General features: G+C 68.3%; 18 protein-coding genes. 11 read left to right on the forward strand and 7 right to left on the reverse strand.

Going from position 1 to position 13,911, the window contains the following annotated elements:
* The first annotated feature begins 1 nt into the window (after position 1).
* Positions 2 to 853, forward strand: a complete 852-nt coding sequence (locus tag BLW38_RS02415) for a shikimate dehydrogenase (RefSeq protein ID WP_092813772.1) — start codon at positions 2 to 4, stop codon at positions 851 to 853.
* A 78-nt stretch (positions 854 to 931) separates the two neighbouring features.
* On the opposite strand, the gene BLW38_RS02420 is transcribed toward BLW38_RS02415, so the two are convergent.
* The 5 genes from BLW38_RS02420 to BLW38_RS02440 all read right to left on the reverse strand — a co-directional run bounded on the left by BLW38_RS02420 (position 932) and on the right by BLW38_RS02440 (position 4,077).
* On the reverse strand, positions 932 to 1,387 hold the full coding sequence (locus BLW38_RS02420; RefSeq protein WP_245710028.1) for a type II toxin-antitoxin system VapC family toxin: 456 nt from the start codon (positions 1,385 to 1,387) through the stop codon (positions 932 to 934).
* Complete coding sequence (locus tag BLW38_RS02425; RefSeq protein ID WP_092813778.1) at positions 1,323 to 1,559, reverse strand: antitoxin VapB family protein; 237 nt, start codon at positions 1,557 to 1,559, stop codon at positions 1,323 to 1,325. Before BLW38_RS02425 ends, BLW38_RS02420 begins: the two co-directional genes overlap by 65 nt.
* An 80-nt stretch (positions 1,560 to 1,639) precedes the next feature.
* Positions 1,640 to 2,539, reverse strand: coding sequence for a thiamine-phosphate synthase family protein (locus BLW38_RS02430; protein WP_092813781.1), 900 nt, complete (start codon positions 2,537 to 2,539; stop codon positions 1,640 to 1,642).
* Positions 2,540 to 2,542: 3 nt separating this feature from the next.
* The gene (dcd, locus tag BLW38_RS02435) at positions 2,543 to 3,193 is read right to left on the reverse strand and encodes a dCTP deaminase (RefSeq protein ID WP_092813784.1); all 651 of its coding nucleotides are present in this window, start codon (positions 3,191 to 3,193) and stop codon (positions 2,543 to 2,545) included.
* A gap of 86 nt (positions 3,194 to 3,279) precedes the next feature.
* Positions 3,280 to 4,077, reverse strand: coding sequence for a YIP1 family protein (locus tag BLW38_RS02440; protein ID WP_177167402.1), 798 nt, complete (start codon positions 4,075 to 4,077; stop codon positions 3,280 to 3,282).
* Positions 4,078 to 4,130: 53 nt separating this feature from the next.
* On the opposite strand from BLW38_RS02440, the gene pth2 reads away from it, so the two are divergent.
* The 3 genes from pth2 (at position 4,131) to BLW38_RS02455 (ending at position 6,486) form a co-directional block, all read left to right on the forward strand.
* Entirely contained in the window at positions 4,131 to 4,469 is a 339-nt protein-coding gene (gene pth2, locus BLW38_RS02445) for a peptidyl-tRNA hydrolase Pth2 (protein ID WP_092815524.1), read from the forward strand.
* A 3-nt stretch (positions 4,470 to 4,472) separates the two neighbouring features.
* Positions 4,473 to 5,951, forward strand: a complete 1,479-nt coding sequence (truD, locus tag BLW38_RS02450; RefSeq protein ID WP_092813790.1) for a tRNA pseudouridine(13) synthase TruD — start codon at positions 4,473 to 4,475, stop codon at positions 5,949 to 5,951.
* Positions 5,952 to 6,027: 76 nt separating this feature from the next.
* A complete protein-coding gene (locus BLW38_RS02455) occupies positions 6,028 to 6,486 on the forward strand; it encodes a transporter (RefSeq protein WP_092813793.1) in 459 nt (152 codons plus the stop codon).
* A 33-nt stretch (positions 6,487 to 6,519) separates the two neighbouring features.
* Here the strand turns inward: BLW38_RS02455 and BLW38_RS02460 are convergent, their stop codons facing one another.
* Positions 6,520 to 7,446 carry a sulfide-dependent adenosine diphosphate thiazole synthase gene (locus BLW38_RS02460; protein ID WP_092813796.1) on the reverse strand — a complete coding sequence of 309 codons (927 nt, stop codon included), beginning with the start codon at positions 7,444 to 7,446 and terminating at the stop codon, positions 6,520 to 6,522.
* 164 nt (positions 7,447 to 7,610) lie between these two features.
* Here BLW38_RS02460 and BLW38_RS02465 point away from each other — a divergent pair, with 164 nt between their 5' ends.
* A complete protein-coding gene (locus BLW38_RS02465; RefSeq protein ID WP_092813799.1) occupies positions 7,611 to 8,105 on the forward strand; it encodes a metal-dependent hydrolase in 495 nt (164 codons plus the stop codon).
* A 45-nt stretch (positions 8,106 to 8,150) separates the two neighbouring features.
* On the opposite strand, the gene BLW38_RS02470 is transcribed toward BLW38_RS02465, so the two are convergent.
* Positions 8,151 to 8,912 (reverse strand): PHP-associated domain-containing protein, encoded by a 762-nt coding sequence (locus BLW38_RS02470; protein WP_092815527.1) that lies wholly within the window; start codon positions 8,910 to 8,912, stop codon positions 8,151 to 8,153.
* Positions 8,913 to 9,030: 118 nt separating this feature from the next.
* Between BLW38_RS02470 and BLW38_RS02475 the strand changes: the two genes are divergently transcribed.
* From BLW38_RS02475 to BLW38_RS02500, 6 genes are all read left to right on the forward strand, one after another.
* Positions 9,031 to 9,321 carry a DUF7565 family protein gene (locus BLW38_RS02475; RefSeq protein WP_092813802.1) on the forward strand — a complete coding sequence of 97 codons (291 nt, stop codon included), beginning with the start codon at positions 9,031 to 9,033 and terminating at the stop codon, positions 9,319 to 9,321.
* A gap of 95 nt (positions 9,322 to 9,416) precedes the next feature.
* Entirely contained in the window at positions 9,417 to 10,931 is a 1,515-nt protein-coding gene (locus tag BLW38_RS02480; RefSeq protein WP_092813805.1) for a D-aminoacyl-tRNA deacylase, read from the forward strand.
* A gap of 127 nt (positions 10,932 to 11,058) precedes the next feature.
* Positions 11,059 to 12,270: a cell division protein FtsZ gene (ftsZ, locus tag BLW38_RS02485; protein ID WP_092813808.1), complete on the forward strand. Its 1,212-nt coding sequence runs from the start codon at positions 11,059 to 11,061 to the stop codon at positions 12,268 to 12,270.
* A gap of 160 nt (positions 12,271 to 12,430) precedes the next feature.
* Positions 12,431 to 12,607, forward strand: coding sequence for a protein translocase SEC61 complex subunit gamma (locus BLW38_RS02490; protein WP_092813811.1), 177 nt, complete (start codon positions 12,431 to 12,433; stop codon positions 12,605 to 12,607).
* Positions 12,607 to 13,062: a transcription elongation factor Spt5 gene (locus BLW38_RS02495; protein WP_021075180.1), complete on the forward strand. Its 456-nt coding sequence runs from the start codon at positions 12,607 to 12,609 to the stop codon at positions 13,060 to 13,062. The genes BLW38_RS02490 and BLW38_RS02495 overlap by 1 nt, the downstream gene beginning before the upstream one ends.
* A 145-nt stretch (positions 13,063 to 13,207) precedes the next feature.
* On the forward strand, positions 13,208 to 13,813 hold the full coding sequence (locus BLW38_RS02500) for a helix-hairpin-helix domain-containing protein (RefSeq protein ID WP_092813814.1): 606 nt from the start codon (positions 13,208 to 13,210) through the stop codon (positions 13,811 to 13,813).
* Positions 13,814 to 13,911: the final 98 nt, after the last annotated feature.

The following is a 13,911-nucleotide window of genomic DNA, read 5'->3' on the forward strand; positions in this document are numbered from 1 at the left end:
TATGGACGTCTACGGTCTGATCGGGAACCCGGTCGAGCACTCCCTGTCGCCGCCGTTGCACGAGGCGGCCTACGCGGAGCTGGGGATCGACGCGCGATACGTCACGTTCGAGCCCGACCGCGACGCAGCGGGGCAGGCGATCGACGGCGCCGCCGCGCTCGGCGTTCGCGGGCTCAACGTCACGATCCCCTTCAAACGGGACGTCGTCAAGCACGTTCGAACCGACGACCTTGCCGAGCGAATCGGCGCGGTGAACACGATCGATTTCGGTCCGGTGGCGGACGACGACCACGAAACGGGTACCGACGCCGATCCACCTCGTCCGCGAGGCTACAACACCGACGCGGCCGGCGTTCAGCGCGCCTTCGCCCATCACGACGTGGCGCTCCCGGGAACCGACGCCGTCGTGGTCGGTGCCGGCGGGGCGGGCCGTGCCGCCGCGTTCGCGCTCGCCGACGCGGGATCGCGCGTGCACGTCGCCAACCGGACCGCCGAGCGCGCGCACTCGCTCGCCGAGGCGGTTCCGAACGCCACCGGCGGCGGCCTCGACACGCTCGCCGACCGGGTCCCGGCGGCGGACGTACTCGTCAACGCGACCAGCGTCGGGATGGAGTCGGACGAGACGCCGGTCGATCCGGATCTGCTGCACGCCGACCTCGCCGTGCTCGACGCTGTCTACTCGCCCATCGAGACGCGGCTTCTCCGGGCGGCGAACGCGGCCGGGGCGACGACGATCGACGGCGCGTGGATGCTGCTGTTTCAGGGCGTCGAGGCCTTCGAGATCTGGACCGGCCGCGACGCGCCGGTCGACGTGATGAACGAGGCGCTTCGGGCCGGGTTGGACCGATCGTGAACCATACCATCCCGAACGCGGTCGAGAGTCCTCCGTCCTCAGCGGAAGGGGACGTCAAAACGTGCAGAATCAGTAGGCTCAGTACGTTTCGACGTCGACGCCGAGGCGTTCGAAGTCCGCGACGTTTCGCGTGAGAACAGGCTCTTCCACGACATCGGCGGTCGAGCCAATGATCACGTTACCATCGCCCACGGGAGCTCCGTCGTTCTGCAACTCTCCTGCAAGTCGCCCTGCCTTCCGCATAACGGCGGTATCTGCGGGATGAACGGGTTTTGACGCGAGGACTTGTTCCACCTTCTCCCGCTCGGTTTCGGCATTGACTGCCCGGGCGATGCCATAATACAGCTCGAACAGCGTCATCGAGGAGAGACGTTGCTGAACGAGGTCGTTTTCCAACGTCTCCGCCTTCGTGATGGCGTCCTCGTCGCCATTCATCAGATCGATGAGGAAGGACGTATCGAGCAGCACGTCACGCTCCCCGCATCCGGTCCGCGACCTCCTCAAGTCCGTTCGCGCGGCGTTCACGACGGTCATCGATGGCATCACGGAGTGCGTCGGCTTCCTCGTCGCTTAGAATCCCCGCGATTTCCAGTAGCGATCGCTCACCGGCCAGCCGAAGAACGACTTCGGAGAACGTCTCGTCCTCTGTTTTATGAGCCGCAAGGCGATCGTAGGCCTCCTCCGAGAGGCGAATGCTTTTCGACATATGCATACAGTTGTATGCTCTCTCCCAAATGCTTTTCTTTGGGCGTTCTTTCTAAGTGCCTCTCCCAGTCGTTCAGGCCCTTATAAATACTCCCGGACGATCCGGGCGGCCTCGACGGCGTCACCGGCGAGGACGTAGACGATCGGCTCGACGCCGACCGCGCCCGTCTGGTAGATCACGACCGGCGCGTCGCCGGTCCAGCCGTCGAGCGCGTCCCGGACGGCCTCGGCGGAGGGGGCCTCCGCGTCGAACTCCACGGTCGGATGGTCCTCGCCGAGCGCCGCGAGGAGATCCGGGTCGTACCGGAGGTTGACCGCGCCGCGGACGGGGGCGCCGGCCGCCCGCGCTGCGAGCAGCACGGTGGCGACGTGTTCGCTCACGCCGAACTCGGGGTCCCCGGGGACCATCGTGGAGCCCTTGACGTCGACGAGTCGGCCCGGGATCGCCGCGACGTCGTCGATCGTTTCCGCGTTGGGGAGGGATTCCGCGACGTTCGCACCGACGTTCGGGATGAGCGCGGCGAAGCCGGAAGCGTTCTCCAGCGTGCGGAGCCCGCGTCGGACCGACGCGAGCACGCGCTCGCGCTCCCGGAGCGCGTTGTCCGGGTCGTGAACCGCGAACTCGACGTCCGCGTCCGCGAGCTCGGGCATCGCCTCCTCGTGGAGCTCCGCCAGCAGGTCGCCCGCCTCCAGCCGGCGGATCAGGACCTCGATCTCCACGAGCGCCGCGACTCGGCTCACGTCGCCGGTGGCCAACCCCTTCCCCACCCGGTCGACGAGCTCCTGAACGCGGTCGTCGTCGACGATCCGGGGGTGTCGGGCGACCTCGCCGTGGGCATACTTCGAGACTGCCGACTGGGAGATGCCGAGCGCCTCCGCGACCTCGTGTTGGGTCAGCCCGCGCTCGCGGAGGTCCTCGGCCAGCATCGACCGAACGGTCGGGAGGAACTCCTCGACGACGACCTCCTCGATGAAGCGCATGGCTTATCGCTCCCGGTCCACGCCGTCGGCGCCAGCGTCGGCATCGACGTCCCCCTCGTCGACCTCCGGATCGTTGTCGTCGAACTCCGGATCGCTGCCGATCCGGGAGGCTTGAGGGCCGTCCTGGTTCTGATACTTCGATCCGCGCTCCTCGCCGTAGGGGCGATCGGCGGGCGTGGTCAGCTTCGTGAAGGTGAGCTGGGAGACGCGCATTCCCGGCGAGAGCGCGACCGGCGCGGTTCCGAGATTCGACAGCTCGAGGGTGATCTGGCCCTCGTACCCCGGATCCGCCAGCCCCGCGGTCGCGTGCACGACGATCGCGAGGCGGCCGAGCGAGGACCGCCCCTCGACGTGCGCGACGAGGTCGTCGGGGATCGCCACGCGCTCCGTGGTCGTCCCAAGGACGAAATCACCCGGATGGAGGACGAACTCGTCGCCCTCCTCGACGAAGGTTTCCGTGACGTACTCGCTCACCTCGTCCGCGCTGGCGGGGTGGATGCAGGGGATGTTCGCGCGCTGGAACTCCAGAAACCGCTCGCCGAGCCGGAGGTCGACGCTTGCGGGTTGCACCTGCTGGTCGAGGTCGTCGATCGGCTCGATGGCGAGATCCCCCTCCTCGAGGCGGCGAAGGATGTCGACGTCCGAGAGTATCATACCGGTACCACGGATCGCCGCAACCTTAATGCTCGGAAATCCCGCGGGGGGCACACGGCGGGTGGGGAGCCCACAGCCATCGGGAGTCACACCGCGATCAGTAACGTGATCACGGCGAAGGCGCCTGCCACGGTTCCGGCCGCGAGCGTCGAGACGTCGTGCCGTTCCGTGACCCCGCCCCGAAGGATCCACCACTGCCACGCGATCGTGGCGACGGAGACGACGAGCAGCGGCGTCTCGATCCCGGCGAAGGCGACGAGCAGCTCGTCCCGGAACGCCTCCGGCGAAGCCGCCTCGATCGTCGTGTTCTCGATGGCGTAGTAGATGGCCGAAATCCCCACCGCCAGTCTGAGCAGTTCGGGGACGAGCGCCCACGCCGCCACCGTCAGTGAGTCTCGGATCGTCCCTCCCCCGCCGGCGGCGCGAGCGCCAACGTGAACGACGCCGGCAGCCAGCAACCACCAGAGCCCGACGCCGAGGAACCCGTAGTGGAGGAACCCGGACGTCGCTTCCCGAAGCATCGACCCGAGATCGCGGTCGATCTGTTCCGGCTCCTGGCAGGCCTCGTACATCCGCGAGTCGGCGTCCCCACCCAGTTGCTTGCAGACCCAGTCGTCGGGGCGGTCGGGGTTGTCCACCGTGACCGTCGCGTCGATCGTCGCGTCGAAGACGACACCGAGCGCGAGGATTCCGACGGTGAGCGCGATTGCGACGAGCAGGACCACGCCGATCCCGATCGCGAGGGAGTCGCCGTATGGGGACGATCTGAAGAACCGACGCGGCCTGAGAAGGGCGGTCCGAACCGCTCCGAGACCGGCTTGACCCGTTGCGAGGGCGGAGCGGGCGCTGGCGAGCAGCGCACGCACGTCGCGTTGGAGGGACACGGATCGCGTTTTCCAAAGCGCGTATATAAAACCGTGGCCACGAACGATGGAGTATGAAACAGGCCATCGTCGCCCGGGCGGATCTCGGAATGGGCGAGGGGAAGCTGGCAGCACAGGTCGCACACGCCTCGCTGTCCGCGTACGAGGACGCGGGCCGCAAGGCACGCAAGCGGTGGAAGGGAAGCGGACAGAAGAAGGTCGTTCTCCGGGGCGACTCCGAGAGCCAGCTCTTCGAGCTCGCCGATAAAGCCGAGCGCAAGGGGCTCCCGTACGCGATCGTCCGGGATGCCGGCCACACCGAACTCGATCCAGGAACGGTCAGCGCGCTCGCGGTCGGGCCGGGCTCCGAGGAACTGGTCGACCGCGTCACCGGCGACCTCCCCCTGTACTGACCGATGCGCGAGGCACACCCCCGTGAGCGGGCGGTCGGGATCGACCGTTACGTCTCTGAGACGGACGGGATCGGCGGCCGGCTCCGCGTCTCGCCCGAGGACTTCCGCGTTCGCGAGCTGGAGGCCTTCGACGCCGAACCGATCGGCGACGAAAGCGACGCCGAACCGATCGACGATGGCACGGCCCCCGACCGGGGTGCGTACCCGGAGCTTGTGGTCCGCGTCCGGCTGTTCGACTGGGACACGAACGACTTCGCACGTCGGCTCTCGGACGCCCTCGGGATCAGCCGCGAGCGCGTCTCGTGGGCCGGCACGAAGGACAAACGCGCCGTGACGACCCAGTTGATGACCGTCCGCGACGCGGACCCGGCTGCGGTCCGCGAGATCGCGGGCGGGATCGACGGCGCGTCGATCGAGGTCCTCGGCGTAGCCGGCCGGCCGATCTCCTTCGGCGACCTCGCCGGCAACGCCTTCGAGATCCGGGTTCGCGATCCGGACGTCGGCGGCGGCGAGGGGCGACGTACCGACGCCGGTGCCGCCCCCGACGATCGGGCTGCCGCGATCGCCGACGAGCTGCGCGCGTTCGCGACCGGTGCCGACGACCCCGATTCGGTCGACCCCGACGATCCCGCCGCCGCGCCGAACTACTTCGGCCAACAGCGGTTCGGGAGCATTCGCCCGGTCACCCACGAGGTCGGGCTGGCGATCGCCCGCGGCGAGTGGCGCGAGGCGGTCCGAACCTACGTCGGGAACCCCGACGACGCCGAGCCGGCGGACACCCGCGAGGCCCGGGCGTTCGTCGACGAACAGTTCGCGAGCGAGTCGCCCGACTGGGAGGCCTGTCTCGACCGGATCCCGGGCCGGCTCCGGTTCGAGCGGGCGATGCTCCACCGGCTGACGGAGCCGACGCCCGAGGAATACGCCGATTCGGAAACGGCCGGCGGCCGCTGGCGGCACGCGCTCGAGGCGGTTCCCTCGAACCTCCAGCGGCTATTCGTGAACGCCGCCCAGTCGGTGCTGTTCAACCGGATCCTGAGCGAGCGCCTCGATCGCGGGATCCCCTTCCACGAGCCGGTCTCCGGCGACGTGGTCTGTTTCGCGGACGATGAGGCGCCCGCGGAGCTGTACGCGCCGGACGTCGACCGCCTCCAGCGCGTCACCGAGGACCGCGTGCCGGTGTTGCGACGCCACTGTGCCCGGCAGCGTGCGTTCGTCACCGCGCCCCTGATCGGGACCGAGACGGAGCTCGGCGACGGCGAGCCCGGCGAGATCGAGCGCGAGGTGCTTGCGGAGGCCGGGATCGAGCCGGCGGACTTCTCGCTGCCCGGCGAGTTCGACTCGACCGGGACTCGTCGGGCGATCCTCGTGACGACGGACCTGTCCGTCTCCGAGGACCTCGAGTTCGCGTTCGCGCTGCCGAGCGGGAGCTACGCGACCGTCCTGCTGCGTGAGTTTTTGAAGAGCGGTCCAGTCGATCTATGAGGCCGACTCGAGTGCCGAGGGCGGTCCGTCGGGACGGGTGAACGGTATTTAAGGATCCGGCGATCCTACCGTGGTTATGGACCTCATTCCTGCGGCGGTGTGGACGCTCCACGTCGCCTTCGCGGCCCTGTGGACCGGCAGCGTGCTGTTCGTCTCGGCGACGGTGGTGCCCGCGGCGACCAGCGCGACGATCGGGACCGACGCGATCGCCTCGATCGTCGGCCGGTTGCAGTTGGTGACGCGGCTGTCGGCGGTCGTGCTGTTCGCGACCGGCGGCCACATGGCCGGGACGACCTACACGATCGAGCGGCTGACCGGCACCGGACGCGGCCACCTCGTGTTGACGATGCTCGTCCTCTGGTTCGTGCTCGCCGCACTGGTCGAGATCGGCTCGAAGAAACTTCTGTCGGGCGTCTCAACCGACAAACTCCGTGAACCCGCCCGTGACGCTCGACCCCTCTTCCTGGGTGCGGCGGTGGTCTCCGTCCTCCTGCTCGTCACGGCCGGCGTGCTCGCGAGCAACGTCGTCGCGTGACGTTCGGACCGGGTTGGTGACGTTCGGACCGTCTCAGTCGTCGGCGGGCGCGGGCGAGGAGAACCCGACGTCCGCGGCGTCGACGCCGAGCTCGTCGATGGCGGCCTGGGCGGCGCGCTTGCCGGAGACGAGCATCGCGCCGAAGGTTGGCCCCATCCGTGGAAGCCCGTAGGCCGTCGCGACCGACATCCCGGTGGCGATCAGGCCGTCGTGGACGACGCCGGTGTGGTCGACGACGGCGTCCTCGCTCTCGGAGACCCACATCGAGTCGTGACCGGGCGAGTCGTGACCGGGCGCGCCGTACTGGTCGTCACCGGTCGCGTCCATTCCCGTGTTGTGCTCCTTGGCGTGCTCGATACCGGGCGCCTCGAAGACGCCGCGCTCGTCGAGCTTGCTGATCGCGACTGCCTCGTGGCCCGTCGCGTCGATGACGAGATCGGACTCGACCGCGATCGGGTCGACGCAGGTGATCTCGCGGGGCAGCGCGTGGACCGGCGTCCAGTTCATCACGATTCCGCCGACGCGGTGGTCGTCGCGGACCACGATGTCGGTGAACTCCGTCATGTTCTGGATCTTCGCGCCGGCGTCACAGGCCGCCTTGATCAGTCCGGAACAGGCCTCGGGCCCGTTCGAGACGTAGAGCCCGTCGGCCTCCTCGGTCGGCTCGTAGTCGACATCGAGTTCGTCGAGGACCTCCTGGGCCGGGTCCCGGACGGTCACCTTGTTCATCAGGAAGCCGCCGAGCCAGAAGCCGCCGCCGAGGTAGTTGTTCTTCTCGACGACCATCACCTTCACGCCGCGCTCGGCCAGCTCCTTGGCGGCCATCAGCCCGGATGGCCCGCCCCCGACGATGATCACCTCGGACTCGGTGAACTCCTGGAACTCCTCGCTCCAGGCGTTGCCGATCGCCTTGGTCACGTTCGCCTCGCTGACGTCGCTGAACGAATCGAAGTCGCTCATACAACTAATGAATATTCACGAGTTGTATTAGTGGTTGTGGTCGACATCCGCCACCGGAACTCGTGGTCACTCTTCGGTGGCGACGGGCTCTGGCGCAGGCCCGGGCGCGGACCGCGGATCGTGGGGGGAAACGCTTGAGTCGGTCCGCCTTCGAGCATTCGGTGATGAACAAACGCGGTCACGTGCTCAACGCGTTATTGCTTGCCGTCGGCGTCGGATTCGTCCTCGAACCGGCCGTCGACCGCAACACGGCGATCAAGATCGCCCAGGTCACCGTCCCGATCGTCCTGGGTGCGCTGTTCCCGGACGTCGACACCGCCTTCGGGAAGCATCGAAAGACGTTGCACAGCCTCACCGTGCTCGGGATCGTGGCGGCGTACCCCATCGTCTTCAACAACCTGCAGTACGTCTGGGTCGGCGTTCTCACGCACTACATCCTCGACCTGATCGGGAGCCGGCGCGGGATCGCGCTGTTTCACCCGCTGTCGAGTTCGGAGTACTCGCTGCCGTTCGGCGTCACGACCTCGAGCGACTACGCCGACCTCGTCACCGTCGTCATCACGGCCCTGGAGATCGCCGCGTTCTGGGCGGTCCACACCTACGTCGTCGACCTGAACGTCGACGTCGCGACGGTTTCACAGGCCATCGGGATGTCGTGATCACGCACCCGACCTCCCACCGGGTCAGCACACGTCTCGCTGGGGTCAGTACACGGCGACGTCGTCGAACCGACCCTCGTAGAAGACGCTGTGTGGATTCGTCGGGTCGTCGCCCGACAGGAAGAGCCGGTCAAGGCGCTTCCAGGTGTTCTCGTAGGCGAGATGGGCGTACTCGATCGCGCCCCGTGCGCGGTGTTCGATCCCGGCCCGGTGAACCACGCGGCGGTCGACGTCGCTTTTGAATGCCTCGACGACCGCCGCCGGCGTCTCCAGGTCCGTCTCGAAGGCGGTCCAGGCCTCGCCGACGGTGGCCCTGAGGTGGGCGTATGAGCTGCCGAACGCCGGCAGATCGAGGTCACGAGCCACCCGGCGAGCCCGCCGGTTCTGGTGGGGCAACAGTTTCGCGTTGTATCCCCCGACCGCGTCGATCCGGTCGCGGTGTGCGTCCAGCTCCGGCCGGGTGAGCGAGACGGTCGCGAACGTCGGATGCGGGACGAGAATCGCCGCGTCCTGGCGCTCCAGCTCCGCCATCGCTCCCTCGAAGGTGATGAAGTCCGGGATCGGCTCGGAGAGTCCGAGCGCGAGGAGGTGCCGGCGGTTCCGCCAGTCGCCGGTGAAGACCTCTCGAGCGGGGACGACGAGCAGTTCGTCGTCGGAGAACCGATCGGCACGCTCGCGGATCGTCGGCAGCCGCTCGAAGTGTGGCGCGTAGACGATCGCGTCGAGCCCGCGTTCCTTCGCGCGCTCGACGACGGTCTCGTCGAGTACCTTCACGTGGGCGTCGATCCGGGTCCCGGTGTGTGGCACGTTCGGGACGTCGGCGTCGTCCAGCAAATGCGTGTCGTTCCCCGACGACGGTGTCCGTGGTGACGGCTCAGCGTCTGCGGGGAAAACCGTTAATGCGACTCGGTCCGTCGCTTCGGGTATGCCCGGCTGGACGTGTGGGATCAGCGGATGTCGCGCCGCCTTTGAGGACGTCGAGTCGGCGATCGTTCACCAGACGACCGAGCACCAGCGTCACGAGTGTAAGGTGTGTGGCACCGTCATTCCGGACGGTTACTTTGCGATCCGCCATGCCTTCGACGAGCACACCCGCGCCGAGTACGTCCGCGCGTACGACGCCGACTCCGAGGACGTCCGCGAGCGCGAGCAGATCAAGGAGACGGTCGAGTCGACTGCCGACCTCCAGTCGGTCGTCGACCGGATCAACGGGTGATCCAACCCGGTTTTGGGCTCGATCGGTGATCGGAACTGACGCCTCGCCGTCCGCGATCGACGCCTATTCAATCGCGCCCCGTCGACCATTCGTCAGTGATCGCGATCGTCGTCAGCCGCGCGGACCGCGCGTCCGAACACATCCGCGACCGGCTCCTTGAGCTCGACGACTGGGACGTCTGCGTGGACGAGTCACGTCCCGACGCCGACGGCGGTGGGACCGTTTACCGCCGTCCGGGCGCGGAGCTGCGAACGTTCGAGGACCTCCACATCCACCTCGACGACCCGACGCCCGCCTTTGGGACGGTTACGTCGGCAGTCGATGAGGCGAACGGCTCGGCACCCTCCACTCCCGAGGATCGCGAGCCCGGTCTCCTCGCCGACCGTGAGCCCGAGCTGCTCGTCTTCGTCTCCAGGCACGCCGGCGAGACGGGGCCCCTGTTGACCGCCCACTTCACCGGAAACTTCGGGCCCGCAGAGTACGGCGGGGACGACGGGGCGCTCGCACGCGCTGCCCCGGCGGCCCAGAAGCGGCTGGTCGCCGGGTTCACCGAGCACGCCCCGGCCGACTATGACGTCGGGATCGAGTGTACCCATCACGGTCCCAGCGAGACCGCCGTTCCCTCGCTGTTCGCGGAGCTCGGGTCGGACGACGATCAGTGGGATGATCCCGCGGGTGCCCGGGCCGTCGCCCGTGCCGTCTCGGATCTGATCGACGACTTCGTCACCGGTCGGTCGGCGGATTCGATCGACGCGGCGAACCTCCTCGGTGACGACGGGGTACCCCGACACGTCGTCGGGTTCGGCGGCGGTCACTACGCGCCGCGGTTCACTCGGATCGTCGAGGAGACGGCGTGGGGCGTCGGCCACATCGGCTCGGACTGGCAGCTCGCTGAGCTGGGGTCCCCCGCCGAGCACGCCGACGTCGTCGAGCGGGCCTTCACGGCGAGCGCCGCCGAGTACGCCGTCATCGAGGGCGACCGACCGACCCTCCGTGAGACGATCGACGACCGCGGCTACCGCGTCGTCGGCGAGACGTGGGTCCGGGCGGTCGGCGACCGTCCGCTCGCGCTCGTCGAGCGCCTCGAGGCGGCGATCGCGACCGTTTCGGACGGGCTGCGGTTCGGCGACGTCGTCCCGGAGTCCCCCGATTCGATCACGGTTCGGGAGCTCCCTGCGGACCTGATCTCGCGGGCACAGGGGATCGACCACGAGACGACTCGGGCAGTCGTCGAGCGACACACGGTCGCCTTCGAGACGGAGGAATCGGGGACGCGAGCTGCCGGGAAGGCGGCGTTTGCGCCCGATGGCACCGACGCCGACGCTGCCGATACCGCCGACGACGGTGACAACGACGCCGCCGATGGATACGACGTCCTCGTCCGGGCACTCGCCGACGTCCTTCGGGAGCGGTTCGACGAGGTGACGCTCACTGCGGACGCGGTCGTCGCCAGCGAGGCGGCGTTCGATCCGGAGCTGGCGGCCGAGCACGGCGTCCCCGAGGGGCCGAAGTTCGGTCGACTCACTGCGGGTGACGCCGTCGAGGTCGACGGGCGGACCGTGACGCCCGAGGACGTCACGCGCGATCGAGACGTTCGGTTCCCACGGTGACGCGAAACGCCGTTCCGGTTTCCATTCTTCGGGTCCGTTGAACGTCGAGAACACCCGTCTCGGCGTCTGACGGGAGTCTGACGAATGGGGAAAGGTAATTAACCTCGCTGCACAACCCTTCCCCAAGATGGACTCTATCGTTGAGGACGCGATCGACGAGGCCGAGGAGTCCGGATCCGCGGGATCCGGCGAGATCGGCGAGGCGGACGCGAACGGGGGATCGAGCGCCGGCGGCTCGAACGCCGGCGGAGCGCCACAGACCGGAATGATGACCGACGACGAGCTGCAGGACGTCCTCCAGGACCTGCAGACGAACATCACCGTGGTCGGCTGTGGCGGCGCCGGCGGTAACACCGTCAACCGGATGACCGAGGAGGGGATCCACGGCGCAAAACTTGTGGCGGCCAACACCGATGTCCAGCACCTCGTGAACATCGAGGCGGACACGAAGATCCTGATGGGCCAACAGAAGACCCAGGGCCGCGGCGCCGGGTCGCTCCCGCAGGTGGGCGAGGAGGCCGCCATCGAGTCCCAAGAGGAGATCTACGACGCCATCGAGGGCTCGGACATGGTCTTCGTCACCGCCGGCCTCGGCGGCGGGACCGGGACCGGCTCGGCGCCGGTCGTCGCGAAGGCCGCCCGCGAGTCGGGCGCGCTCACGATCGCGATCGTCACGACGCCGTTCACCGCCGAGGGCGAGGTCCGCCGGACCAACGCCGAGGCGGGCCTCGAGCGTCTCCGCGACGTCGCCGACACCGTCATCGTCGTCCCCAACGACCGGCTGCTCGACGCGGTCGGCAAGCTTCCCGTCCGCCAGGCGTTCAAGGTCTCCGACGAAGTGCTGATGCGCTCGGTGAAGGGGATCACGGAGCTCATCACCAAGCCCGGCCTCGTCAACCTCGACTTCGCCGACGTCCGGACCGTGATGGAGAAGGGCGGCGTCGCGATGATCGGCCTCGGCGAGTCCGACTCCGACTCGAAGGCGCAGGACTCCGTGAAGTCGGCCCTGCGGTCGCCCCTGCTCGACGTCGACATCTCCGGCGCCAACTCCGCGCTCGTCAACGTCACCGGCGGCTCCGACATGAGCATCGAGGAGGCCGAGGGCGTCGTCGAGGAGATCTACGACCGGATCGACCCCGACGCGCGGATCATCTGGGGGACCTCGGTCGACGAGGAGATCGACGGCCAGATGCGGACGATGATCGTCGTCACCGGCGTCGAGTCGCCCCAGATCTACGGCCGGAACGGCGAGGAGGCGCCACAGCCGCAGGGCGTCGACGGGCCTGCCGAAGGCGACGCCGTCGAGGATCCGACCGACGACATCGACTACGTCGAGTAGTCGTCAGTCCGACGCTCGCACCTCGTTCTGACGCTCGTACCTCGTTCTGACGCCGTCGAACCCGTCCCGAGATCGCCAGACACGACGGCCCCTCTCCGCGTTTCCGGCCGGGAGACACATCACAAGGTAAAAAACGCCCCGTCGTGTACGGTCTTCCAATATGGACGTTCCCTACGACCTCAACAGTTACATTCGGGTGCTGAAGCTGGCGAGTACCCCATCCTCCGAGGAGTTCCTGCAGGTGTCGAAGATCGCCGGCGCCGGCATTCTCCTCATCGGCTTCCTCGGCTTCCTGATCTACATGATCATGAGCCTGCTGCCGGGGGTCGGCGTCTGATGTCGTCGATCTTCGCGGTCAAGACGACCGCGAGCCAGGAACGGACGGTCGCGGACATGCTCGCCGAAAAGGAGATGCCGGAGATCCACGCGGTCCTCGCACCCGACCAGCTCACGAGCTACGTGATGGTCGAGGCCGACGACGGCAGCGTCTTCGCCCGCGTCCTCGACGAGATCCCGCACGCTCGCGGCGTCATCTCCGGCTCCGACGGCCCCGCCGAGAGCGGCTTCTCGGAGGTCGAACACTTCCTCTCGCCGACCCCCGACGTCGAGGGGATCGCCGAGGGCGACATCGTCGAGCTCATCGCCGGCCCGTTCAAGGGCGAGAAGGCGCGCGTCCAGCGGATCGACGAGGGGAAAGATCAGGTCACCGTCGAGCTCTACGAGGCGACCGTTCCCATCCCGGTGACGGTTCGGGGCGACCAGATCCGCGTGCTCGACAGCGACGAACGGTAGCAACCGCTCGTTCACGCGACGAGGGAAGCGAGAGCGCTCGAACGGAACCGCCCACGACGAACCCGGCCGTGTCGACCCCAGTCGCGGCAGTGTCCGGTCGATCCGTCGGTGCCTTTTAACTGTCCACCGTTCATACGGAGTCACAATGGCACTCCTACAGAAGCTCAAAGAGAAACTCGGGATCGGCGGCACGTCGACGACCGACCATACCGACACCGACACCGAGGTCACCGTCGAGCACGACCCCGACGAGGCGGTCGCGCAGGACGCCGGCGATCCGGCCGCGGACCCGGATCAGGGTGCCGCGGCGGAGACGGACGCGGCCGCCTCGACGGAGACGCTCGTCGACGAGGCGGCCGCCACGGAGCCCGATGAGGCGGCCGAACCGGCCGAGGCCGCCGGTCCGGACGCGCAGGATCGCGAGGCGACGGCCGACGGTGCTGACGCGGAGACGACCGCAGAGGACGGGGATGCCTCCGAGACCGTCGACACGGAGTCGGCTGCGGCGGACGGGAACGAGTCCACCACGGAGGAGGACGACGTGGACGAACCCGAGGACGCCGACGGTGCCTCCGGCACGCCGGTCGACACGATCAAGGGTATCGGCCCCGCCTACGCCGAGCGACTCGCCGAGATCGGGATCGGCTCGGTCGGGGACCTCGCCGACGCGGACGCCGCTGCGGTCGGCGAGGGCGCGAACGTCGGGGAGTCCCGGGCAGCCACCTGGATCGAGCGCGCGAACGAGGCCTGATCCCGACTGTCCCCCCGGTCGGGGATCGGAGCGGGGTGGCGTCGCCGGAGCGGCGTCGGAGGCACAGCAGACCGTGAGCGTCTCGCAACGTTCAAACC

Origin of the sequence: Halopenitus malekzadehii, from assembly GCF_900108505.1 — an archaeon.
Taxonomy (GTDB): Archaea; Halobacteriota; Halobacteria; order Halobacteriales; family Haloferacaceae; genus Halopenitus; species Halopenitus malekzadehii.